Genomic DNA, 24,626 nt, shown 5'->3' on the forward strand with positions numbered 1-24,626 from the left:
GGTTTATGCAAGAGGTTTCCTAAACTTTTATGATTTTTTCTGCAGGTTCACCCCACGCCTAGTTTATCCTTTTCTTATTTTCTTGTCAACTATTTGTGTGTACTTAATAGAAGATAAAAAATTTTTAAATTTTTTTGCACAAAGAACTTGCAAACGTTTTCTTCCTGTGATATACTATTCGTGTTAAGGAAAACGTTTGTCTAAAATGTTTTCAACTAATAATATTATTTTTATTCTTTAGGAGGAATAAATCATGAAACGCACAATTCTTCGAAGCGCTGCTGTACTTGGTACAGTTGGATTCGCATCACTTCTTTTGGTAGCTTGTGGAGGCAAAAAAGACGACTCTGCTGCTTCTGAAAACGAGTTGACAGTCTACGTTGACAATGGTTACAAAGCTTACATGGAAGAAGCTGCGAAAGCTTTTGAAAAAGAAAGTGGAACAAAAGTAACGATCAAGACAGGTGACGCTCTTGGTGGATTGGACAAATTGTCTCTTGACAACCAATCTGGTAAAGCTCCAGACGTTATGATGGCACCATACGACCGCGTAGGTGGTCTTGGTAACGACGGTCAATTGGCTGAAGTGAAATTGAACAAAGACAGCAAGACTGACAAAACAACTGAATCACTTGTAACAAACGGTGGTAAAGTATACGGTGCACCAGCAGTTATCGAAACATTGGTTCTTTACTACAACAAAGACCTCATGCAAGAAGCTCCAAAAACATTTGGTGAACTTGAAGAATTGGCAAAAGACAGCAAGTATGACTTCGCTGGCGAAGCTGGTAAAAACACTGCCTTCCTTGCTGACTGGACAAACTTCTACTATGCATATGGACTTCTTTCAGGTAACGGTGGCTATGTCTTCGGTAAAGATGGTACAGATCCAAAAGATGTTGGTTTGAACAACCAAGGTGCGATTGATGGTATCGAATACGCAAAAACTTGGTACGCTAAATGGCCTAAAGGATTGCAAGACACTAAAGGCGCTGCAAACTTCATCCAAACTCAATTCCAAGAAGGTAAGACAGCTGCCATCATCGATGGTCCATGGAAAGCATCTTCATTGAAAGAAGCAAAAGTAAACTACGGTGTAGCAACAATCCCTACTCTTCCAAATGGAAAAGCCTACTCTGCCTTCGGTGGTGGTAAAGCTTGGGTTATCCCTGCAGGTGCTAACCACCCTGAAGCAGCTCAAAAATTCGTAGACTTCTTGACTTCAACTGATCAACAAAAAGCTTTCTACGATAAGACAAACGAAGTGCCAGCTAACACAGAAGCTCGTGAGTATGCTGTTGGTAAAAACGATGAGTTGACAACTGCCGTTGTTAAACAGTTTGAAAATGCACAACCAATGCCAAACATCTCTGAAATGAGTACTGTTTGGGATCCAGCTGCAACTATGCTCTTCGACGCTGTAAGTGGTAAGAAATCTTCTAAAGATGCTGCTGACGATGCTGTTAAATTAATCAAAGAAACTATCGAACAAAAATTCGGTGGCAAGTAATACAGTTCCCAAGGGGCTGGGAGTGTTTCCCAGCCTTTCGCTGTGATGTGGCCTCTGGTCGCTCACTTATAAGGAGTCGATATGGAAACACAACAAAATCCAAAAAAGGCAATGTGGTTATCCCTCATTCCTGGCTTGGGACAAATCTATAACAAACAGAAAGCAAAAGGGTACATCTTCCTCGGTGTAACACTTGTCTTTCTCGCTTACTTTTTCGGTATTGGTTTGGAGGAATTGTCTAAACTAGTTACCCTCGGTACTGTCCGTGGAAAAGATAATTCTCTTTTTATCTTGATTCGTGGTGCCTTCCACTTAATTATCACCGTCGTTTATTTGATGTTCTACGCCTTGAATATCAAAGATGCGGGTACTGTAGCTAAGCGAATTAATAACGGGATTCGAGTGCCGAAGACCCTAAAAGAGATGGTGAATGCTATCTATGAAAATGGCTTCCCATATCTCTTGATCATCCCTTCTTATATTGCCATGACCTTTGCAATCATCTTCCCTGTTTTGGTTACCTTGATGATTGCCTTTACCAACTACGACTTTAAGCATACAGCTCGTTTTACGCTCCTTGATTGGATCGGACTTCAAAACTTCACCAACATGTGGACTTTGAGTACCTTCCGTTCTGCCTTTACATCTGTATTGGGCTGGACCTTGATCTGGGCCTTGGCAGCTTCTACTCTTCAAATCGTTCTTGGTATCCTAACGGCTATTATTGCCAACCAACCATTCATTAAAGGAAAACGCATCTTCGGTGTTATCTTCCTTCTTCCTTGGGCGGTTCCTGCCTTCATTACGATCTTGACATTCTCAAACATGTTCAACGATAGTATCGGGGCCATCAATGCGCAAGTCCTTCCGCTCTTTGCGAAGATTTTCCCATTCTTGGATGGGGTTCTCATTCCTTGGAAAACTGATCCTACCTGGACGAAGATTGCTTTGATTATGATGCAAGGTTGGCTCGGCTTCCCTTACATTTACGTCTTGACACTCGGAATCTTGCAATCTATTCCAAACGACCTTTACGAAGCAGCCTATATTGATGGGGCCAACGCTTGGCAAAAATTCCGCAACATTACCTTCCCAATGATTTTGGCGGTTGCGGCACCAACTCTCATCAGCCAATACACCTTCAACTTTAACAACTTCTCCATTATCTACCTCTTTAACGATGGTGGACCTGGATCTGTTGGTGGTAATGCTGGTTCGACAGATATCTTGATTTCTTGGATCTATAAATTGACAACGAACTCATCACCTCAATACTCAATGGCTGCTGCGGTTACGTTGATCATCTCTTTGATTGTCATCTCGATCTCGATGATTGCCTTCAAGAAACTGCACGCATTTGATATGGAGGATGTGTAAAATGAAAAATTCAGTTCAATTTAAACGCCGCCTTAATCATTTCTTGACTTACCTCTACTTGGTTGTCCTTTCCATCATCATCATCTATCCATTGTTGATCACGGTTCTTTCAGCCTTCAAAACTGGTAATGTCAGTGCCTTTACGCTTGATTTCAGTGGCAGTCTCAGCTTTGATAACTTCCAAAAACTCTTTACGGACACCTTATATGGTACCTGGTATCTCAACACCTTGATCATCGCCATTATTACCATGGTCGCTCAAACATCCATCATTACCTTGGCAGGATATGCATACAGCCGCTACAACTTCTTGGCTCGTAAGCAAAGTTTGGTCTTCTTCTTGATTATCCAAATGGTGCCTACCATGGCTGCTTTGACTGCCTTCTTCGTTATGGCCTTGATGTTGAATGCCTTGAACCACAGCTGGTTCCTCATCTTCCTCTATGTCGGTGGAGGAATCCCAATGAACGCTTGGTTGATGAAGGGTTACTTCGATACAGTCCCAATTTCACTTGATGAATCTGCAAAATTGGATGGTGCTGGACACTTCCGTCGCTTCTGGCAAATCGTCCTTCCATTGGTTCGCCCAATGATTGCGGTACAAGCTCTTTGGGCCTTCATGGGACCTTTTGGAGACTACATCTTGTCTAAATTCTTGCTTCGCGATGAAATCAATTACACGGTAGCTGTTGGTCTTCAAACCTTTATCAGCGACCAAAAAAATCAAAAGATTGCCTTCTTTGCGGCAGGTGCGATTCTGATTGCAGTTCCAATCTGTGTTCTGTTCTTCTTCCTTCAAAAGAACTTTGTTTCAGGCTTGACAGCTGGTGGGGATAAAGGATAAAATAAACTTTTCTATAACCTTCCAGCCATGATGAAAAGGACAAGATCTCCTCTCGTGCTTTTCTCCCAGTCACATTAATTTTATCTTTAAGGAAAGGATGGGAGTGGGACAAGGGTAGCAAGTTGATTGATTTGCTACCAGTTTCTCTCCCATCTTTGGTTAAGGATAAAATCTTGTTATGCTCTCCATACAAGGGAAACCCATCCCGGAGATTAGAAAGGTCTCTTCATGCCCTATCCATTTAACTATTTTTCCAGCCTTTTTCAGGTAAGAAAAGCATTTGCCAACCGCAAACAACTTAATTGGTTCCAAATGGTCTTTACCTCACTCTTTCTTCTATCCTTGACCCTCATTCCTGTTGCCATTCAAAATGCAGAACTACAGACCTACCCCTTAACCACCTTCGTTAGTGATGTCTTTGATCCCTTAACAGACGATGTTATGAAGGATTTTAAAGAAAACATACAGATCAATCAGCAAGAACTAGTCTATAACAGTCATTTTGGAGTTCATAAAAATGAGGCTGGTCATGTTATCTTAGGCCATCACGAAGGAACTCAATTAGGAGAAAAATTAACTCTTTATTTCGATAAAAATCAATTGATTGTAAGTAAAGAAAAGAAAGAACTGGCTACGATTCCTTACCAAGCCATCAATCAAGAGAGCATCCAGGACAAAAAGGAACTCACTAAGGCCATTTCCAAAGATTGGTTCCAGGCCAATCGATTGGCTGTTAGTCTCTTCCTCGTCCTCTTCTCAGGTTTCTTATCTGCTGTGAATTTTGCTATTTTAGTATTTGGAGCTTCCTTCTTCCTCTTCTTGACACGGAAGTCACGTCTCTTCTCTCTCAAGACCTTCAAAGAATGCTTCAATTTCACACTCAACTGTCTAGGATTGCCTATTCTTGCGAGCGTCCTGATCAGTTTAGTATTCCACCAAGTCTTTACTACAACCATCTTGATCCAAAATATCCTATTTGTCTTGTTCCTCGCGCTTGCCTTCTATAAGACTCATTTCCGGGATCCAGATTACAAACCTTAGGGAGGTCCTTTATGCGTGTCACCATCAAAGATGTAGCCAAACTTGCCGGCGTTGCACCATCTACCGTTACACGAGTGATTCAAAATAAATCTACCATCAGTGAAGCCACTAAAGAACGGGTTCGTTCTGCCATGAAAGAACTAGATTACCATCCAAACCTCAATGCTCGTAGCTTAGTGAGCCAGTCCAGTCAGGTCATTGCCCTTGTCTTGCCTGATGAAAGTGATGTGTTCTTCCAAAACCCCTTCTTCCCTACGGTCCTCCGTGGGATTAGTCAGGTTGCTTCTGATTATGGCTATGCCATTCAGATTTGTACAGGGGCTAATGAAACCCACCGCCTCGATCAACTCAAACAAATGATTTATGGTAAGCGGGTAGATGGACTCATCTTCCTCTATTCCAAATTGAATGATCCTTTGGTTGACTTCTGTATTCAAGATAAATTTCCTTTCTTGATTTTGGGAAAAGCAACTTCTCCTTTTGTATCCTTAGTCGATAACGACAATGTTAAGGCCGCCTTTGATGCGACCGAATATTTCATCAAGAAAGGATACCAACACATCGCCTTTGTTGGAGGAAATAAGGAATTGGCCGTTTCTCAAGACCGCTACAAGGGCTACCAAGAAGCTCTTGCCAGTCACCAGATCCCTCTCCGTGAGGAATTGGTCAAGTTCTCCTTTGGTTTCATGCTAGAAGAAAATTCTTACCAAATCATGGATACCCTGCCTTTTGAAGAACTGGAAGCACTTATGACAACAGATATCCTAGTTGCTGAAGGGGTTCGGAGATACCTGAGCGACAAACAAGTCGATCTTCCAATTATTTCCTTCGACTCTATTCAACCACGAATTCCAATTGACGCCTATATTGATATCAATACGGTCGAATTGGGACGCGAATCTGTCAGAACCTTGCTCCAAATTATTAAGGACAACAAGGAAAACAAAACTGTTTGCTACAGACAGCTCATTGAACACTCGATTATTGAACTTTAGGAGAACCTATGACCACCAACTTTGCAGCTTATTTAGACGACCAAGACTTGATTCGCATGGAAGGAGGAGAGAGCGTAATGGCCTCTCTTCCTTTTACATTGACGTCTGGTTCGAAAACAATTGAACTTCTGCCGACAGAGGAAGAAAAAACTCTTCGAAGCCCCCTTCCCATCGACATGAGTCAAAGCTATACCCTCTCCAACGCTAAGGGAGAAACCTGCCTCCTACACTACCGCGACATCGTCCGCCAACCCATCTTTGATCAGCTATATGCTTATGATGGAGAGGATTTAGGAGCTCGTTACTCCAAAGAAAAAACCTGCTTTGCCTTTTGGGCTCCCATTTCTCAAGAGGTTCAGCTCTTGATCAACCAAACTGCCTACCCGATGGAGCTGACAGAAAAAGGTGTATGGCGTTTAGAACTCGAAGGAGACTGGGAAAAAGCCTCTTATTACTACCAGCACCAAGTCAACGCTGTAACCCATATCGTCCATGATCCTTATGCTCTTTCTTCTGAAGCCAATTCAGGAGCTAGCTATGTCATCGACCGACACAAGATTGAGCGCCCTATCCAGAGAGCCGCAACCCAACTAGATCCGACTCAGGCTATTATTTATGAATTGAGCGTCCGGGACTTCTCCATGCAAAAAGAAGCTGGTTTCCAACATCCTGCTACCTTCCCAGCTCTCTTAGAATCTCCTAAGCATGGAGACCAGACCTTTGGCTTTAACTATTTGAAATCCCTGGGTATTACTCATGTTCAGCTCATGCCCCTCTATGATTTCGGAAGCGTAGATGAAACAAATCCTACTGCTTCCTACAATTGGGGCTATGACCCTGTGCAATACAATGTTCCTGAGGGAAGTTTTAGTAGCCAACCAAATGATCCTTACCAACGGATCCTAGAGTTGCAGCAAGTGATTGATGCCTATCACGAAGCAGATCTCAGCCTCATCATGGATGTGGTTTATAACCATGTTTACCTCTCTGATGAATTTGCTTTTGAGCGGATTGTCCCAGGCTATTTCTATCGCTATGACCAAGACCGCCAACGAACCAACGGAACCTTCTGTGGGAACGATGTAGCTAGCGAGAGAGCCATGGTTCGCAACTACATCAAGCAGTCAGTCAAGCAGTGGGTTCAACTCTACGGCTTTGATGGTTTTCGCTTTGACTTGATGGGCATTCTTGACCGCCAAACCATGATGGAAATTCAAGAAGAATTAGCAGCCATTTACCCCAACATTTACCTTTATGGAGAAGGCTGGAAGATGGATACTGGACTGGATCCTGAACTCCTGGCCCATCAATACAATGCCAGTCAACTTCGTCCGTATGGCTTCTTCAGTGACAACTTCCGTGATACCATTAAACGAAGCATCCTCAACGAAGGACGTATAGACAGCCGCTATCAGGCCAATGATCTTGCCAATATTTTGACTGGTAACGTCGGACTCAAAGGAACCCCCCACTTTGTGCGTCCTCAACAGGCAATTAACTATGTGGAATGCCATGATAACGCAACCTTCTTTGACTACCTCAAGGTTGAAGACCCAAACATTTCAGTAGAGGTACGTCAGACTAAAGCTCGACTTGGCTTGCATCTCGTCCTCTTGGCTCAAGGAGTTCCTTTTCTACATGCTGGCCAAGAATTCTATCGCAGCAAGGGCTTAGAAGAGAATACTTACAATCTTCCAGATGCTCTAAATCAACTAGACTGGCTTTCTTCTACAGCTTATGAAACAGATATTCAGTTCCTGCGCGAATTGATTGCCTATCGTAAAGAGGAAGAGCTCCTTCGCCTTGTGAATGCCCAAGACATTCGAGACTATTGTCAAGTTACTTGGACTTCGGAGAAAACCTTCTCTTACAGCATTGAGAAAGATGGTCGTAAGTTGCTTATCTTGGTCAACCTGGGGGATCAAGAATGGACTTATCGACTCAAACAATCTGCAAGATTAACGATTGCCTACCCTCATGTGTATGGAAGAGAGCAAGGACTTTCTCAAGAAGAATTTACCGTTCCAGGCCATGGTTGGATCTTGGTAGAACAAGCATAAAAAAATTCCTGCAAGAACTTCTTGCAGGAATTTTTTAGTCTTCTACTTCGACAAAGCGTCCAATAATATGAACATTGTCTGAAATTGTTATAAAAGCTTGAGGGTCTGCTTTTTTCATTAAAAATTTAAACTCATTAAACTCTGCTCGGGTAATAACCGTGAGTAAGACGGCTTTTTCCTGATGATTATAGGTCCCTTCGGCATTGTGAATAATGGTTGCCCCACGGTGCAATCGCTTATGGATTTTCTCAATAATCTTATCCGGTTGGCTAGTGACAATCATGGCTTGCATCCGCTTCTGCTTTGTAAAGACAGCATCTGTCACTCGACTAGAAACAAAAATGGTAATCATCGAATAGAGGGCATACTTCCAACCAAAGGTCATCCCTGCTATCAACATGATGGTCCCATTGACAATGAGAGAAATTTTGCCGACGTTCTTGCCCGTTCGCTTTCGAATGGTCAAACTAACAATATCGGTTCCCCCACTGGAGATATTATTCCGAAGGGCAAAACCAATCCCTGTCCCCATAACTACACCCCCAAACAGGGCGTTCATGATAGGGTCATTGGTGAGCGTAACTACTGGGACAAATTGGATAAAGAAGGAACTCATGGACACCGTGATAAAGGTGAAAATGGTAAACTTATGGCCAATTTGATACCAGGCAATGATCATTAAGGGCAGATTGATGGCATAAAACGACAAGGAAACAGGAATGGTAAAGCCCAAAAATCGATCACTAAGAGCAGAAACAATCTGTGCTAACCCTGTTGCTCCACTCGAATAGACACGTCCCGGCTGGAAAAAGAAGTTCACAGCAATCGCAGATAAAAATCCATAGACCAATGAGGCTGAAATCTTTTCATCATACTTTTCGCGGGAAATACTTTTCAAGACCCGTAATAATTTAAAATTATAAGCAATTCTTCTCACATAATAACGTAAGATTTTACCTAAGCGAGTTTTTTTCATGACTATCTCTTAATTTATAAATAAAGGGAAAATCCCAGAAGCTACTTCTGCGGATTTTCCGCTTTTATTCTTACTCCTCAGTTTTGACTTCTACTTGTAGACTCAACTCTTCCAGTTGTTTGGTGGCTACTGTAGAAGGAGCTTGGGTCATTGGATCTGTTGCCTTGTTGTTCTTAGGGAAGGCAATCACTTCACGGATATTCTCCTCACCAGCTAACAACATGACAAAACGGTCCAAACCAAGAGCCAATCCACCATGTGGAGGGAAACCATAATCCATAGCTTCTAGCAAGAAACCAAATTGCTCTGTCGCATCTTCTTTTGAGAAACCGAGAGCCGTAAACATTCGTTCTTGCAATTCTTTTTGGTTGATCCGGAGACTTCCTCCGCCAAGTTCGTAACCATTGAGCACAATGTCATAGGCAATGGCACGTACCTTGGCAAGATCGCCCTCTAATTCATGAGCTGTATCTGCTTGCGGAAGTGTAAAGGGATGGTGGGCACTCATGTAACGGCCTTCTTCTTCAGACCACTCAAACATTGGCCAATCTACCACCCAAAGGAAGTTGAATTGATTGTTGTCGATGAGGTCTAATTCCTTGGCAATTCTGCAACGAAGGGCACCTAGGGTTGCATTGGCTACTTCTAGTGTATCCGCTACAAAGAGGACCAAATCTTTTTCTTCCAACTGTAAAGCACTTGTCAACTCTGTTGTCACGTCTGTCAAGAACTTAGCAACTGGGCCGTTTAAAGCACCATCAGCTACCTTGACCCATGCAAGACCTTTGGCCCCATATTGTTTGGCTACTTCGGTCATCTTATCGATATCTTTACGTGAGTAGTTGTCTGCTGCTCCTTTGACCACAATGGCTTTCACTGCTGGAGCTTCTGAGAAGACTTTGAAGTCTACGCCCTTTACAACTTCTGTCAAGTCTGTCAAGAGCATCTCAAAACGAGTATCTGGTTTGTCAGAACCGTAAAGAGCCATCGCATCATCGTACTTCATCCGTGGGAAAGGAAGTGTCACTTCGATTCCCTTGGTTTCTTTCATGACACGCGCGATTAAACCTTCCGTAATGTCTTGAATTTCTTGCTCTGTCAGGAAGGAGGTTTCTATATCGACCTGTGTAAACTCAGGTTGACGGTCTCCACGTAAATCTTCGTCACGGAAACATTTGACGATTTGATAATAGCGGTCAAAGCCAGCATTCATCAACAATTGTTTCGTGATTTGAGGACTTTGAGGCAAGGCATAGAAGTGACCCTTGTTGACACGAGATGGAACGAGATAGTCACGCGCCCCTTCTGGAGTTGACTTAGAAAGGAAAGGTGTTTCCACATCAATAAATTCCAACTCATCCAAGTAATTCCGAATAGAGTGGGTTACCTTGGCACGCAATTTCAAGTTTTCCAACATCTCTGGACGACGCAAGTCCAAATATCGATAGCGTAGACGGGTATCATCGTTGGCTTCAATGCCATCCTTGATCTCAAATGGTGTGGTTTTTGCCGTATTAAGGACAGTCAAGGAAGAAACATGCATTTCAACATGACCTGTTGCAATTTTATCATTAGCTTGCTGTCTGGCAGCAACTTGACCTGTCACTTCGATCACATACTCGCTACGAAGGCTCTCGGCCGTTGCCATGACTTCCAAACTGACAGTTTCTGGATTGATGACCAATTGCATAATCCCTTCACGGTCCCGCAAATCAATAAAGATCAAGCCACCCAAATCACGGCGTCGACTTACCCATCCTTTGAGGGTTAGTTCTTGTCCAATGTGTTCCTCGCGAACACGTCCAGCATACATGGAACGTTTCATTGTATTTTTACTCTCCAAACTAATATTCTTCCTTCTATTTTACCATAAAGCCTGTCAGATAAGTGCTTTTCCAGAGATTTTTCCAGAAAAAACAGTGCTTTTATTCAGCTTCTTTCCCGGTAGGAGTTTTCTCTTGTTTGGCCTCTTCATCGTACAGGGTTGGAGCCAAGATTTTCATCAGACTAGCTGTTCCAAAACGCATGATAGCCGCCAAGACTCCAAATATTGGAGCCAAGCCACGGAAAAAGAAATCTCCTCTGATGAATTGGGTGATGACGCCCGTAATAAGAAAAATCACGCTTCCTTGAAGAATCGCATAAACAGCTATTTTCTTCATTGTTTTCATGGTTTACCAATTCCTCTCTTTCTAGTAGATAGACTTATCCACAAGTCTGTGGATAAGTCTGTGAATATGGGGATAAGTTTCTTCAAAACCATAGGAAAAAAGGTTGAGACTGGGTATTCTCAACCTCTTCGCATCTTACTTAAATTGATCCGGCTGGCCTTTATAGTTAGCCCAGTCCTGACTTAAGAAACGATTGTTAATCTTGTATTCAGGTGCCGGTTGAGGGTTGGAGACAAAAGGATCAACTGCCTTGTCAAATGCCAACCATCCATTCCAGCCCATATGAATGGTGTCCTGCATAAAGTAAGGTTTATCACCATCTTTAGAAAAATCAGCAATATGGGTAAAGCCTTGACTTTCTAGTTGGTAACGAATTTTTTCAACTGTCCGTTGATACATTTCTTTACTCAAGCCTGTATAAGCCATCCATTTAGAGTTCACTGGAGGGATGACAAAGATGACATTGGTTTTAGATTGAGCAAACTGATCCAAGACCAGTTGTAAATCATTGTATTCTGGGGATTGTTCATAGGATTCATTCTTTTGGAATCCTTTGAGTTTCTTGAGCTTACTCGCAAGGCGATGGGTATAGAAGCTATTACTAATGCCTAGTTTATTATTATTGGTTTTCTTTTTGGCTTCCGCCGTCGCCACCTCTTCCAAGACTTCGTAAGAAAATGTATCTGGCAAATCATTCAAGCGAGAGAGAACTTTCTTCTCATAGTTGCTATTGTTCATTGCCGTAAAGGTGCTAAAGAAGGCATCCTCCCGACGAACAAAATGCATGAGGGTCTGATTGAGACCTTTTTCAAAACTAGATAGATTTTGACCTTTGGCTAGCTTCTGAACTCCTCCCTGCATAGCTACATTAGGGTACTGCTGCAAGAGACGAGATGCCGCATACTGGCTTGCTGGTCCAGCTTCTTGGTTGGCCAAAAAACTCGTTAATTGATCACTGTTAAAGTATTGCTGGAAGGCCGATGAATCATAACCGTCCTTCGTAAACCACTGGGGCGATACTACATAAACAGCCGTTTTCCCTTCTAGTTGAGGAAGAATTTGCTGCATCCCAAAATATTGGTTCAAAGACGCTGCCCCTCGTTGACCTAGAAAATATGGACGGTAAGAGCGATCATACTTCTCTGCTAGTACAGCTGGGTGGACGATGTCAAATCGCAACCATTCGCTGGAACCAAAGAAGGGTACAAAACGATAGTTGGGATCCCCGAGCGCTTCTTCCTTACGGGCACGACTTTTAAAGCCTTCTGCCGTCAAGCTCACTGCGACCTTTTTCTCCTCTGTCAGATTATGTTTGTGGTTAATCGGATAGAAAAAGAGAAGAGCAGCGACAAGAGCCATGGCGCAAAAGACTGGACCCAGAATCAGCCACAATCGTTTAAGCATTCTGAAGCTCCATGACACCTTCTACGATTTTGTTGGCAGTATTCCAGTCATCACGACCAAATTCAGATACTGGAACCCGAATATCGAAGCGGTTTTCCAATTCAACAATCAACTCAACGGTTCCCATGCTATCAAGAACACCGGCATCAAAGAGATCCTCATCCATCATGTCTGAGACATCTTCCATAAACAATTCGTCAATAATTTCAATTACTTGTGATTTTACATCCATTTTTCATTTTTCCTTTTCTTATTTCATTTTTGGAAACCATTGCTGATCCAAGAAACCTGAGAAGATCAGGAAGGACAGCATAACGGTGTTGAAGGTAATAAAGATTCCAAGAGCCTGAGTCCAGCGATTATCTGGCAGGGGCTCAAGTCCTTTTGCTTTGCGCTCTTTATTCAGTGTCTTCTTCTTCCGCAGCCAGGCATCATTGATCACGAGACCTAGACCGTGGAAGAGGCCATAAGCAACATAATACCAGGTCACTCCATGCCAGAAGCCCATGACCAACATGTTGATGATATAGGCAACATTTGACGTTGTAATCCGACTCTGAAAGACCTTGTTGCGCATCAAGACCATGACCAGACGCATAAAGACAAAGTCACGGAACCAGAAAGACAAGCTCATGTGCCAACGATTCCAAAATTCCTTTAAATCACGCGATTTGAAAGGGAGGTTAAAGTTAATTGGGCTCTTAATCCCCATCAAGTTGGACGCCGCAAGGGCAAACATGGAATAGCCTGCAAAGTCAAAGAAGAGGTCCAAACCAAAGACATACATCACCCCTAAGGTTCCTAGGTTAAAGATGCCCCCTTGAAGAAGGGCATAAGTCTTGACATGACCTAGCAAGAGATGACCAAAGATATGAGCTAGAATAAACTTATAGAGAAAGCCAAGCATGATATACTTGACGCTCTGCTCCAGCATATCGAGGAGCTCATCCCGATCTGGAATCGTTAGGTAATCTTCATTGAAGCGTTTGAAGCGGTCGATCGGCCCACTTGAAAAAGTCGGCATAAAGAGCAAGAAACGCAAGAATTCCCAGAGACTAAATTCTTTGAGGGTCCCATCTCGCATCTCGATAATCATCCCTACCGCTCGGAAGGTCAGATAGGAGATCCCAAGGAAGCCCATCCAAGACTGGGTCCCATCAATGGCTGGTTGCACCTTCACAAAAACCAAGGGCAAAACGACCAAGAAAGAGTGAAGGTAAAAGACCCACTTGTTATCACGCTGGCTTCGATAGATTTTATAAGAATAGACCCAAAGGATTTGCCAAAAGAGGTAGAAAAGAACCGCATAGATTTGTTTCAAATCCGTCCCTGTCAACATCAAAACAATAAAGGCTAAGCTGACCAAGGCTTCATAGACTGGGAAACGCTTCTTAAAGAAGAGACCAACAAAGATAGGCAATAAGGCCCCAATCAGATAAATAAAGTAGACCGGGGTGCCATAGGGTTCTAAATGAGGGAGCTGTTTCAAGAACTCGATCATCGGTTGTTAACCTCGCTAATCAACCCTTTGATGTCGATTTTCCCGTTTGGAGTTAGCGGCAAGCTGTCACGGTAGAGGAATTTTGAAGGCATCATATAAGACATCATGATGTGCTCCAAATCTTCCTTGATCGCTTTGGTAATATCAATCTCGCGCTCAAATTGTTCCTTGACCCCATCTTTTAAGATGACATAGGCCAAGAGATTTTGAACCTTGTGATCTTTGTTGTAGCGCGGTACTGCGACAGCCGAGTCGATGTACTGAGACTTATTCAAGTTTTGAGAAACATCCTCTAATTCGATACGGTAACCATTAAACTTGATCTGGAAGTCCATCCGTCCACCATAGAGAAGGAGGCCTTCATCTGTCATGGTTCCGACATCTCCCGTATGGTAGGCTGGAAGACCTTCAAATTCGAAGAAGGCTTCTGCTGTTTTCTCTGGATTATTCATATAACCTTTTGAAACAGCTGGTCCAGACACGATGATTTCCCCTTGCTCTCCATTTGGCAATTTGTTCCCTTCCTCATCAATGATGAAGGTTGGAGAATCTTCTTTGGTATAGCCGATTGGCAAGCGTTTAAGAGTCGCTAACATCTCATCTGTGATAGCCACTGCCGACAAAGCAACAGTTGCTTCCGTTGGACCATAAGCATTGATGATGCGTGCATTTGGGAAACGCTCGCGCAATTTCTGAGCCGTTTTCACGGTCAACTCTTCCCCATCAAAGTAGAAATGGGTAATGCCTGGCATCTTTTCAGCATTGAAATCTTCAGACAGCATGGCCATATCTGCAAAAGATGGCGTCGAAGTCCAGATTGCAATCGGAAGAGAAAAAATGGTCGCAAAGAGTTGTTTGAAGTCTTGCGTGATGGCTGATGGAAGAGCAAAAAGGGTTCCACCAAGAGCCAAGGTTGGTGCCCAATACATGACAGACAAGTCAAAAGAATAGGGCGGTTGCGCCAACATTTGCGGACGCTCTGGCGTCGCAAATTCCTTGTCTGTGATCATCCAGTTAGTAAAGCTGAGCAAGTTATCATGCGAAATTTGCACCCCTTTTGGTTTTCCAGTTGTTCCAGAGGTAAAGATGATGTAGTAGTTATCATCCCCCTTGACCGGATGTTGCAAATCATAAGCATTCTGAGCCGCATAAGCTTCACGCACTTGCTCCAAGGACATGATCGGAGCAGCTGGGTTTTCGATTGGAAACTCATTGATGGCAATGATCAGGCTTGGCTCAGCCACTTCAAGAATGGCAGACACGCGCTCCAAGGCAGAATGGCTATCAATTGGGATATAAGCATGGCCAGATTTGGTCAAGGCCACAAAGGTTGCCAACATTTCATATTCTTGACCACCAAAGACCACAACAGGTGACTTTTCAGGAAGTCCCATTTGGTCAATGTGGGCTGCTAAGCTATCTGAGTCTGCCTTCAATTGGCCATAGGTATGCTCTTCTCCAAGGACATTGTAGACAGGATAGTCTGGTTGCAGTTGGGCGAAGCGCTCAATCGCCTCGATCATATCAGTAATTGGTTGGTTTGACACGGTAGGGATCTCCTTTAGAATTCATTGTAAATAAAGCCACCTTGACCTTGACCAAGGTAACTAAAGAAATAGAGTAGGGCTAAGAAAATAACGAAATACAAGATTGTTTGCCCTATAAATTTATAAAGTGTTTTATGTTTCATCTTTTTCACTCTTCATTTTGATTTTCACTGACTATTTTACCATTTTTTGTTCAGTCATAGCAATCCAAACACAAGGAAAAAATACTAGAAAACGTTACCATAAGAGACGATTGCTATCCTGATTTAAGCCAACCGCTATCTAAGCATTATCTTGCCGTTTCGCAACTCTGACGAATTAGCTCCAAACACTTGTCTAGATCTACATCTCTCTCAAAATGGTCGGGACTCCATGGAACCTCTATATCCGGCTCCACACCTTGATCCGTCATTCCTTTCCCTTGATCTACGCATAGACAACGAGAAGTAGGAAACATCAATTGATAATCGCCATAATCAACGGTACAACAATTGGAATAGTCTAAAATTCCGAGAGTTGGTCTACCTACCACCGTTACCTTCTTAAACTGCTTCATCATCTGAACAAAGTTATCCCCAGATGAACCGCAATAGATATCTGATAAGACAAAGATCCGTTCAGGATAGTGGCCACCTTTAACCTCTGGGAAGAATTCCTCGCTTTCTTGCTGATACGGTACAAATCCCTTTCCCCGATGGCGGAGCAAATCTTCTTTCATATCTCCAAGCAGTTTAATGGTTTCAGGACTAATTTCTTCCTGCTGCATCCAGTCCTCAAAGTCTTTCAAGCGCAGATCAACATTACGTTCCGTATAGAGAATTTCCATGCCATCATCGTCCCAGTCAAGCGAATCATAGCCCTGATCCTTCTCTAAGCCTAGATGTAATAGAGGGAAATATAAAGAATCTGTCCCTCCGCCGTTCTGTCGGACATCAATGAGAAGAAACTTGACCTCCGTCATCATGGGTAAACACTCTTGATATACCCGACTAATAGCTCCTTCATCCATAAAATTATCCAGACGAAGATAAAGAATCTCGTCGTCTAATCGTTTCCAAAAAATCTGATCTTGGATTGGTTCTCGACTGGGTACTACTTCAATGGTCTTTTCTACCCCTTCTCGAAGCAGGGTGACCCTTGTGGACTGAGAGACCAAATCCGCCCATTCTCGGTAGTGTCTTTCAGGGGTCTTACTGATAAAATAGTCCTTATGGAGAGACGCTACCCGCTCCAAGTCACTTCCATCCAGACCTAGGATCTGATCCCCTGCTTGGAGTCCCGTGTCTTCATTCGCCTTTTCAACATAAAGTTGATGGTCCATTACGCGTAAGAGAAAGCCTTTCTGCCTAGCTTTTTTATTCTGAAAGGAGATATGGCCAATAATTCCAAAACTAGCTAGGTAGGATCTGACTTGATAGAGAAAGGCATCATCCGTCATATCATCTGTCATTTTTTCTCGAAAAGGCTCTGGATCGCATCCTTTTCGGTCTTTGATGGTAGATGAATCGTGAGTCATAATGGAGACGACATCTTCAAAAATAGCTCTTTTTCTCATACAGGACTCCTTAAATTTTTTAGAAATAGTATACCACTTTTCCTTAAAAAGTTCTTAAAAGCCTAAAAAGAGGCTGGGACAAAAGTCCTAGCCTCTCAATTGTCTTTGCATTGTCGAGCAAGACGCAGTGGTTGAGTGGGCTCTACTACGCTGATTTTATCAGCTTTTATAGCCCTACTCAACTGTGCGGAGGTGGGACGACGAAATCGAATTCTAACGAATTACCGATATCTGTCCCACTCTCTTCTATAAGTTCTTTCTTTTCTTAGCCTTCTTAGTCAAGGATAAATCGCAATGATAAATTTCTTCTGTTAGGAGGGTCGTCATTGCAAAATCGTCAACTTCTGGTCTCAGATCCACTTCATAATCCAAGGTAAGCTGTTCCCCATTTTGGCTTGTATTAACCGAAATCAAGTCGACTTCTGTACAATTGCGTTCCAATAAATGGCTAATCCTATCCGCAATCCTAGCCTGATTTTCTAGCTCAATCGTCAGGTGACGGCGCCGTTGGTGGTCGGTCTTACTTTGCTTGGTTTCGAGCAAGAGCCAGATAGCTAACAGAAAGGCCGTGAACAAAACTGCCAATAAGAGGTAGCCCGACCCCGCTGCTAAACCAATAATCATGGCTAGGAAAATCGCGATCAATTCTCTCGAGCCGCTGGTAGCGGAACGAAATCGAATCAAGCTAAAGGTCCCTGCTACTGCGATCGAGGTCCCCAGACTCCCATTCACCAGGAAAATCACCAGGGTCATCATGCAGGGAAGCAAGGTGAGACTGACGATAAATTCACGCGTATAGAGAGTACGGTATTTATAGGTCCAAGACAAGGCCATCCCGAGCACCAGGCTGACCAGCAAGGCTAGCATCAGGCGCACCGGATCTACGGTTGTCGTAGCGTTATTAAAAATAGAATCAAATAGATTAGACATAGGCAGCACCTGTCCTTTCTTGAATTGGCGTTGGTGCGTAGTCTAAGCCTTGTGACTTATGGTAGGCACAACTGTATTTCGAAAATTTCTGTTTGACCAGTCCGTACTTATCCAGAATGTCCTTCAGCCACTGAGGTTCTTCACCTGGGGCCTTGATTTCCATAATGATGGTATTTTCTTCTAACAAAGACTCTCCAGCTTTCCCACGGAGGAGATTGACCTGCTGATCACGATAGACCAAGTTTTGATCCAGGGTGACCCGAATCTTATTGTAAGGATAGCCTTGGATACTCTTCTTTTCTTTTAAGGACAAACGATCATAATGGATGTACATCTGGGGCTGTAGTCGGTTATCATAGCGCTGGCACAAAGCTTGGATTTCTTGCACCAAATCCAGATCCTGAATGGTCTGATCCACTAGTCCATCCGTCATGAGGCGGGTGATGGAGGAAGGGTTCGAGACCAGGCGGAACTTATGACCAATTCCTTCTGCATCCTTTGATTTTACTTCTAGAAAAGCCGGACTCTCCACTGTTGGATGCTCCACATAGGTCCGCATCCGGATCTTTTCACGACGGTTCTGTTTAGCAAGAGCATCTTGGATCACATCAAAGTCTTCGGTATCAAAATAGATATTCGAAATCGTGGAGATGGGATAATCGTCTTCAACAACATATTTCTTCAAATCTTTCAATAAATCATCCAAGTCTTCTTTATTCACCACATATTTGGTTTCAATCCGCTTGAAGCTTGTCTCTACCGTTTTTTTCATGTTTTTCTCCTTTTGTTCAATAAAAAGTTATCATTTTCTTTATCGTTTTTGTTGCAAAGCCACAAGTCGCTTTACTTGTTCCTTAGTTTAGTTGCCTTTTCTTAAGCTTTCATTAAGCCAAACTTAAAGAAAACTAAAGTTAAGGTTCCTTTCAGAAAAACTTCAGGAAACTTTCAGCTAGCAACTTTAGACTAGGAGCATATCAAGGGAACGAGAGGAAAAGCTCATGAAATCAAACAAATGGAAATTCTTATTAACGGGGGCCGCAACCCTCACCTTACTGACAGCTTGTACCCAGGCGTCATCACAATCAGCTACAAAAAGCAATACTGCACAAACAACCGCTACTTCTACTTCAAAAAATAAAACAAACAATTCCAACTATTTTACAGATAAGGACAAGGACACCTCTTATGATGAAAGTACAGCCTCTACTGTCAAACTGTCTGGATCTTCTGCAAGTGTATCAGGTGACGGCGTAGCTGTATCTGGATCAACTGTGACCATCTCAAAGGCTGGAACCTATGTCATCTCTGGTGAATCCGATGGAGTTCAAATCAAGGTCGAAGCGGGTGACTCAGATGATGTTCACATCGTCTTGAAAGGCGTTACCATGACCAACACCAACGCGCCAATTTCTGCTACGAAAGCAGGGCATGTCTACCTCACTCTAGCAGACGGCACGACCAATACCTTGTCTGATTCAAGTTCAAACAATGATGAAGATGCCGACGCAGTGATCTTCTCTAAGGGCGACCTCACCATCAATGGTTCAGGTACGCTCAACATTGACGCTAAGAAGAACAACGGTATCAAAGCCAATGACACTCTCCATATCACAGGTGGAACCTATAAGATCACGGCTGTTGGAGATGCCTTCAACGTCAATGATGAACTCAATATCACTGGTACGACCATGACCATCGATGCAGATGAAGATGCAGTCAAGGTGGATAACGATGAAGATACATCTGTCGGAACCATGTATCTGTCTGACAATACCATGACCATTTCAGCTGGGGACGATGGCATCCATGCTTCTGGTGATCTAGTCATCGATAGCGGAACTTACAAGGTGACCGAGTCTGTCGAAGGCCTTGAAGGAAAATCAATCACCATTAACGGTGGAGATATCACCATCTACGCAAGCGATGACGGTGTCAATGCGGCCAATGCCAATGCCAACCAAGATGAAATTTTCTTCACCATGAATGGTGGAACCCTCAACGTTGAAGTTGGGCAAGGCGATACCGATCCAATCGACTCTAACGGCAATGTCACTGTGACTGGAGGAACCATCAATTTGACGGGGCAATCCGGCTTTGACTTTGATGGAACAGCTACCTACACAGGCGGAGATATCTATATCAACGGTGAAAAACAAACAGAAATTGTCAACTCCATGCCTGGAGGCGGTGGGGCTCCCGGAGGTGGCGGACCTCAAGGCGGTGGACCTGGCAAGCCTGGTGGACGCTAAGTCCTTCTTCCAAGGCCACTAACTGAAGCACACAAGAGTTATTAAAAGATGACTCCCTCGCTTCAAATGAGATCACAAGGAGCTGACCCTTACAGGAGAGAAAGCTTGTATGAATACCTACTTCGTACAAGCTCTCTCCTGTTTTTTCGTGCTTTCCAAGCTTTTATAGTGTACAATAGAAGAAATAGCGCTCTATGATTAGAAAGGGATTTATATGATGTCTAAAAAAATTACTCTCCTTGCAACGCTCTTTTTGAGTCTTTTCTTCTTGACAGCCTGTATGTCTGATTTTCAATCATATTTCAAACCGGAAGAAACGAGCTCTCGTGCCTCTTCTAAAAAACAAGAGAAAAGTGAAAAAGAAGCCTCATCGTCAAAAAAATCATCTAAAGCTAGCTCTTCCAAAAAAGAGAAGAAAGAGTCTGAGACAGAAACCAGCTCTAGTAAAAAAATGGAGGAGCTCCCTGCCAATGCTAGCGAAGCTCCAACAGACAAGATCTATGCAACAGGCGATTCTGTCGTTTACTATAGAAAAGATGGCGATACATTAGAAGCCGCAACACCGGATTACGAAGGCTATACTAAAAAATTTGTTCAAAAAATTCTTGGGGAACCTGAAAATGTCCTTAACGACCCAAAGTATCTGGTCGAAACCTTCTCAGAAAAGGAACGGGAAAACCTCGTGAAACTCTATCAAGAGGGACACTTAACAGATGAACAGCTTCGTGCTTTTTGGGCTGGTGCGATCGATATCGCTCAAGCCACTAGGTTCGGTCAAACGTACACGGTTTATATCTACAAACAGGGCCAAGTACAGCTGGTCTTCAAAGAAGATAACCTTATCTACATCACTCCAAATCCAGAAGTGCTTTATTTTAACTAAGAAAAAGCCCTCTTCTCTATTGAGAAGAGGGCTTTGTTTCACATGAAACTTTAGATAGAGGAAGCTTAGTCTTCTTCCATCTTTTGAGGTTGATAGGCCATCATTCCTAGACCAATACACAAGCCCAAAACTAGGGTAAGGAAGGTGACTTGCCCACCTATCTGACCAGATAAGGAAATGGTTTCCCTTAATCCCGATACGGTATAACTCATTGGCAACAGTGGGTGAATAGTTTGGAAGAAACGATTGGTGAGGGCAAGCGGATAAGTCCCTGCACTAGAAGCCAGTTGAAGGAGCAAGAGAATCAAAGAGATAAATGCTCCGACCTTGTTGTTCCATGTCGTTAAGGCGGTTACCACGGACATGAAGGTCACACTTCCTAACACACAGAGGAAGAGAGTCAAGCTTTCATGGTTTGCCGCCATTCCGAGCAGGTGGACAGCTCCGTAGACCAGGACACCAGCCAAGACCGCAATCATCCCGTTCACTTCCAATCTCGATTTAAGCCAAGCCCAACGACTTTCTGGATGACGCCCAGATGGCAATTTGGCAAAAATCATATTAGTAGAGAGAGCCGCGACGAAAAGGGCAACAGATATCATATAAGGCGCCATTCCTACTCCGTTCACTGAAACATTGTCATGGTCTGTCTTCGAAAGAGTGATTGGATCTGACAATACGCTTGCATTTTCTTTTTCAGTGCTAGCGCTATTTAGTTGGTCCTTAGCTGAACTCAAGCCTTGACTAAGATTCTGACTACCTGTTTGGAGATCAGCCAAGCCTCCGACAAGAACCTGACCTCCTGTCGCTAATTGACCAGAGCCATCAGCTATTTTTGTTGCACCATCCGCCAATTGATGAGAACCTGATAGTAACTGACCTGATTTATCCGATAACTGATCAACTCCTGATACCAGTTGATCAACACCGCTAGCCAAAACCGGTGTTTGACCATTTAGTTGACCGATCCCACTAGCTAGCAATCCAGCGCCTGTTGTTAATTCACTAGACTTACTAGTCAATTGGTTGGCTCCTGAAGCTAATTGATTCATTCCAGCAGTCAGAGTTGGCATTTTCCCATTTAGGTCTCCCAATCCTGCTGCTAGTTGATTACTTCCCATTACCAAGTCACCAGATTTCTGCTCCAGCTGACTTGTCCCCGCACTCAATTGAGTAGCTCCTGCAATCAAGCTACTGCTATTATCCGTAAGCTGACTAGCTCCACCGGCTAACTGATCCACCCCTGTCGTATAGAGTTGAATGCCCTGGCTAAGGGTTTGGCTTGCTGGTAGAAGTTGCTCTGTTACTGCGGTCTGTAGGGAGCTCAAGCTAGTTGAAAGAGTATTCAAGGTAGACGAAGCTGTTGGCAAGATCTGGTTGGCACTTTCTTTTACTGTGGCCAAGGAACTCTCGGTTGTTAAGCTTTCTTGCAAGCCTTGAACAGTGGTTAAAATCGCTTGAGCAGCAGTCTCTGTGGTACTTGAAGTAGCAGAGACAGCAGCCGTCATTTCTGCCTGTTGCTCAGCTGTCATCGATTGATAGGCAGCAGTAGCTTGAAGATTTGCTAGCACCGAATTGCGGTCAGCCTGTGCTGCTGCTGAAATCCCTTGAGCAGAGGTGGCGATGCTTGCCAAAGCTGTGCTGAGTTGACTGGTATCCCCGCTCGTGTTCTGAATAGCTTCATTTAATTGGGTGAGGCCTGCTGTTAATTGGGCAAGTTGCTCTTGTTGATTTGGTTGCGGAGTGAGTTGGGTGGATAAGGTTTGAATGCCTGTCTCTAACTGAGACACTCCATTTCTTAATGCTTCCGATTGGCCGCTTAATTGACTAGCTCCACCACTGAGAGTAGCAAGCCCTGAGCTATAGCTGGTGAGGCCAGCCGTCAAGTTACTAGCACCAACATTCAACTGACTAACTCCCTTTGTGTAGGTATCCAGTCCCGTTGAGAGAGTCGTCATCCCTGTATGCAATTGGCCAATCCCAGAGGCTAACTGTGGCGTTTGACTAGCCATTTGGTTTAAACCATCTCCCAGCTGTCCAACACCAGATGTATAGGTCGTCAGTCCACTACTAAAGGTAGTAAAACCATCATGAAGTTGTCCAACTCCCGATACGAGGGTGGGAACTTTCTCCTGCATTTGATGAAGACCCGTTCCTAATTGGCCAACTCCATTGGTGTAGGCCAAGAGACCAGTGCTAAGAGTCTGTGCCCCATTTGAAAAAGACAGACTCGAATTGGACAAGGTGGTCAAATGGTCTGTCAGGGTCTGTCCACCCTCTTTTAGCTGACCAGCACCAGTCGCTAATTTCTGGCTTCCTTCCGCTGCTGTTCCCATCCCTGTCTTCAAGCTTCCCATCTTTTCGAAAAGAGCGCTGGTATAGGTTTGAGTGACATTACTAGCAACGGTTTGCTGGATTTTTATCATGGCTGAATCACTCATCTTACCAGCAATAAAGCTATGCCCACTAGATGTTTGGTAGGCAATGGTCATCTGTTCCGGATGATTGGTTAAGATAGAAGCAGCTTTAGCAGATAGATCTTTGGGCAAGGTCACCACCATATAGTAATCACCCTTTTCCAGCCCCTCTTTAGCTGCTCTTTCATCGACAATATGAAAATCCAGGGCGTCACTTTTCTCAAAATTGGACACCATGTCTTTTCCGATTGCCAATTCTTCTTCCTGATAACGAGCTGGCTGGTCTTGATTGACAACTGCTACTGGCAGGTCGGAAACCTTGCCATAAGGATCCCACATAGAGGATAGAAAGATCACATTGTAGAGAGCTGGTATCAAGGCAACCCCGATCATCACAACGATAAAGGTCGGTTTCCTAAAAATCGCTTTCCATTCCTTAAACATTTTTTGTCTCCTTTTTATACACATTGTCTAATTTTTTTGATATAATTGATTATACAGTTCTTTTTAAAAACCGCAAGTTAAAAAAATCATTTTTGGACACTGTGTATAATTTTGTGTATAAAAGAGGGAGACTAAATGGTTACCGAAAGCAACAAGCGAATAAAAACAAAACGGATCATCCAGGAAGCCATGGTTGACCTGCTTCATAGGGAGTCCTTTGATGAGATTTCAACTGTTCAGTTGGCAAAAGAGGCTGGTATCAGCCGGAGTAGCTTCTATACCCACTACCGTGATAAATACGATATGATCGAGCGCTACCAACAGGAATTTTTCCACAAAGTTGAATACATCTTCGACAAACAACAAGATGATAAACACCAAGCTGTTACCGAAGTTTTCGAATTTCTCACCAAGGAGCCCCTCTTTGCTGTCCTTCTAACTGAGAATGGGACAAAAGAAATTCAATCCTTCTTGCGGCACAAGCTACAAGTTCTACTAGTCGATAGCTTGCAAGAACGTTATGGCCATCGATCTTTGACCGAAATCGAAAGAGACTATAGTTCCGTCTACCTCACCAATGCCTTCTTTGGAGTCTGTCAGATGTGGGTGGCGCGCGGGCAAAAAGAAAGCCCCCAACAAATGGCGGACTTCCTATTAAAAATGCTGGAATAAAAGAGAGTGGGACAGAAATCGGTAATTCGTTAGAATTCGATTTCGTCGTC

21 protein-coding genes are annotated in these 24,626 nt (G+C 43.5%); 9 read left to right on the forward strand and 12 right to left on the reverse strand.

Annotation, left to right across the window (positions count from 1 at the left end):
- The first annotated feature begins 253 nt into the window (after window positions 1–253).
- From RCH62_RS00400 to pulA, 6 genes are all read left to right on the forward strand, one after another.
- A complete protein-coding gene (locus RCH62_RS00400; protein ID WP_048690288.1) occupies window positions 254–1,510 on the forward strand; it encodes an extracellular solute-binding protein in 1,257 nt (418 codons plus the stop codon).
- Between the two features lie 81 nt (window positions 1,511–1,591).
- On the forward strand, window positions 1,592–2,887 hold the full coding sequence (locus RCH62_RS00405; RefSeq protein WP_129822584.1) for a sugar ABC transporter permease: 1,296 nt from the start codon (window positions 1,592–1,594) through the stop codon (window positions 2,885–2,887).
- Window position 2,888: 1 nt separating this feature from the next.
- Window positions 2,889–3,731, forward strand: coding sequence for a sugar ABC transporter permease (locus tag RCH62_RS00410; protein ID WP_006596980.1), 843 nt, complete (start codon window positions 2,889–2,891; stop codon window positions 3,729–3,731).
- A gap of 228 nt (window positions 3,732–3,959) precedes the next feature.
- On the forward strand, window positions 3,960–4,772 hold the full coding sequence (locus RCH62_RS00415) for a DUF1189 domain-containing protein (protein WP_306474363.1): 813 nt from the start codon (window positions 3,960–3,962) through the stop codon (window positions 4,770–4,772).
- Between the two features lie 11 nt (window positions 4,773–4,783).
- On the forward strand, window positions 4,784–5,767 hold the full coding sequence (locus RCH62_RS00420) for a LacI family DNA-binding transcriptional regulator (protein WP_048690295.1): 984 nt from the start codon (window positions 4,784–4,786) through the stop codon (window positions 5,765–5,767).
- An 8-nt stretch (window positions 5,768–5,775) separates the two neighbouring features.
- A complete protein-coding gene (gene pulA / locus RCH62_RS00425; protein ID WP_125335129.1) occupies window positions 5,776–7,827 on the forward strand; it encodes a type I pullulanase in 2,052 nt (683 codons plus the stop codon).
- 34 nt (window positions 7,828–7,861) lie between these two features.
- On the opposite strand, the gene RCH62_RS00430 is transcribed toward pulA, so the two are convergent.
- The 11 genes from RCH62_RS00430 to RCH62_RS00480 form a co-directional block, all read right to left on the reverse strand.
- Window positions 7,862–8,803: a YitT family protein gene (locus tag RCH62_RS00430; RefSeq protein WP_048690300.1), complete on the reverse strand. Its 942-nt coding sequence runs from the start codon at window positions 8,801–8,803 to the stop codon at window positions 7,862–7,864.
- 70 nt (window positions 8,804–8,873) lie between these two features.
- Window positions 8,874–10,628, reverse strand: a complete 1,755-nt coding sequence (gene aspS, locus RCH62_RS00435) for an aspartate--tRNA ligase (RefSeq protein ID WP_306474364.1) — start codon at window positions 10,626–10,628, stop codon at window positions 8,874–8,876.
- Between the two features lie 100 nt (window positions 10,629–10,728).
- Entirely contained in the window at window positions 10,729–10,965 is a 237-nt protein-coding gene (locus RCH62_RS00440) for a hypothetical protein (protein WP_306474369.1), read from the reverse strand.
- Window positions 10,966–11,109: 144 nt separating this feature from the next.
- Entirely contained in the window at window positions 11,110–12,378 is a 1,269-nt protein-coding gene (gene dltD / locus RCH62_RS00445; RefSeq protein WP_306474365.1) for a D-alanyl-lipoteichoic acid biosynthesis protein DltD, read from the reverse strand.
- Window positions 12,371–12,610: a D-alanine--poly(phosphoribitol) ligase subunit DltC gene (gene dltC, locus RCH62_RS00450; protein ID WP_006595371.1), complete on the reverse strand. Its 240-nt coding sequence runs from the start codon at window positions 12,608–12,610 to the stop codon at window positions 12,371–12,373. Before dltC ends, dltD begins: the two co-directional genes overlap by 8 nt.
- 18 nt (window positions 12,611–12,628) lie before the next feature.
- Window positions 12,629–13,879, reverse strand: coding sequence for a D-alanyl-lipoteichoic acid biosynthesis protein DltB (dltB, locus tag RCH62_RS00455; RefSeq protein ID WP_048690309.1), 1,251 nt, complete (start codon window positions 13,877–13,879; stop codon window positions 12,629–12,631).
- Window positions 13,876–15,426, reverse strand: a complete 1,551-nt coding sequence (dltA, locus tag RCH62_RS00460; protein ID WP_048690311.1) for a D-alanine--poly(phosphoribitol) ligase subunit DltA — start codon at window positions 15,424–15,426, stop codon at window positions 13,876–13,878. The genes dltB and dltA overlap by 4 nt, the downstream gene beginning before the upstream one ends.
- Window positions 15,427–15,440: 14 nt before the next feature.
- Window positions 15,441–15,569, reverse strand: a complete 129-nt coding sequence (locus RCH62_RS00465) for a teichoic acid D-Ala incorporation-associated protein DltX (RefSeq protein WP_195611997.1) — start codon at window positions 15,567–15,569, stop codon at window positions 15,441–15,443.
- 146 nt (window positions 15,570–15,715) lie between these two features.
- A complete protein-coding gene (locus RCH62_RS00470; RefSeq protein ID WP_195611998.1) occupies window positions 15,716–16,981 on the reverse strand; it encodes a S41 family peptidase in 1,266 nt (421 codons plus the stop codon).
- Window positions 16,982–17,227: 246 nt separating this feature from the next.
- Window positions 17,228–17,911 (reverse strand): DUF4956 domain-containing protein, encoded by a 684-nt coding sequence (locus tag RCH62_RS00475; protein ID WP_195610881.1) that lies wholly within the window; start codon window positions 17,909–17,911, stop codon window positions 17,228–17,230.
- The gene (locus RCH62_RS00480; RefSeq protein WP_306474366.1) at window positions 17,904–18,683 is read right to left on the reverse strand and encodes a polyphosphate polymerase domain-containing protein; all 780 of its coding nucleotides are present in this window, start codon (window positions 18,681–18,683) and stop codon (window positions 17,904–17,906) included. The genes RCH62_RS00475 and RCH62_RS00480 overlap by 8 nt, the downstream gene beginning before the upstream one ends.
- A 226-nt stretch (window positions 18,684–18,909) precedes the next feature.
- Between RCH62_RS00480 and RCH62_RS00485 the strand changes: the two genes are divergently transcribed.
- Window positions 18,910–20,160, forward strand: coding sequence for a carbohydrate-binding domain-containing protein (locus RCH62_RS00485; RefSeq protein ID WP_306474367.1), 1,251 nt, complete (start codon window positions 18,910–18,912; stop codon window positions 20,158–20,160).
- Between the two features lie 217 nt (window positions 20,161–20,377).
- On the forward strand, window positions 20,378–21,043 hold the full coding sequence (locus RCH62_RS00490; RefSeq protein ID WP_223356315.1) for a DUF4947 domain-containing protein: 666 nt from the start codon (window positions 20,378–20,380) through the stop codon (window positions 21,041–21,043).
- Between the two features lie 65 nt (window positions 21,044–21,108).
- On the opposite strand, the gene RCH62_RS00495 is transcribed toward RCH62_RS00490, so the two are convergent.
- Complete coding sequence (locus RCH62_RS00495) at window positions 21,109–23,904, reverse strand: YhgE/Pip domain-containing protein (RefSeq protein WP_125335143.1); 2,796 nt, start codon at window positions 23,902–23,904, stop codon at window positions 21,109–21,111.
- Between the two features lie 135 nt (window positions 23,905–24,039).
- Here RCH62_RS00495 and RCH62_RS00500 point away from each other — a divergent pair, with 135 nt between their 5' ends.
- Window positions 24,040–24,576, forward strand: a complete 537-nt coding sequence (locus RCH62_RS00500) for a TetR/AcrR family transcriptional regulator (protein ID WP_006595361.1) — start codon at window positions 24,040–24,042, stop codon at window positions 24,574–24,576.
- Window positions 24,577–24,626 lie beyond the last annotated feature (50 nt).

Source organism: Streptococcus sp. (assembly GCF_030825805.1).
In the GTDB taxonomy this organism is placed as follows: domain Bacteria; phylum Bacillota; class Bacilli; order Lactobacillales; family Streptococcaceae; genus Streptococcus.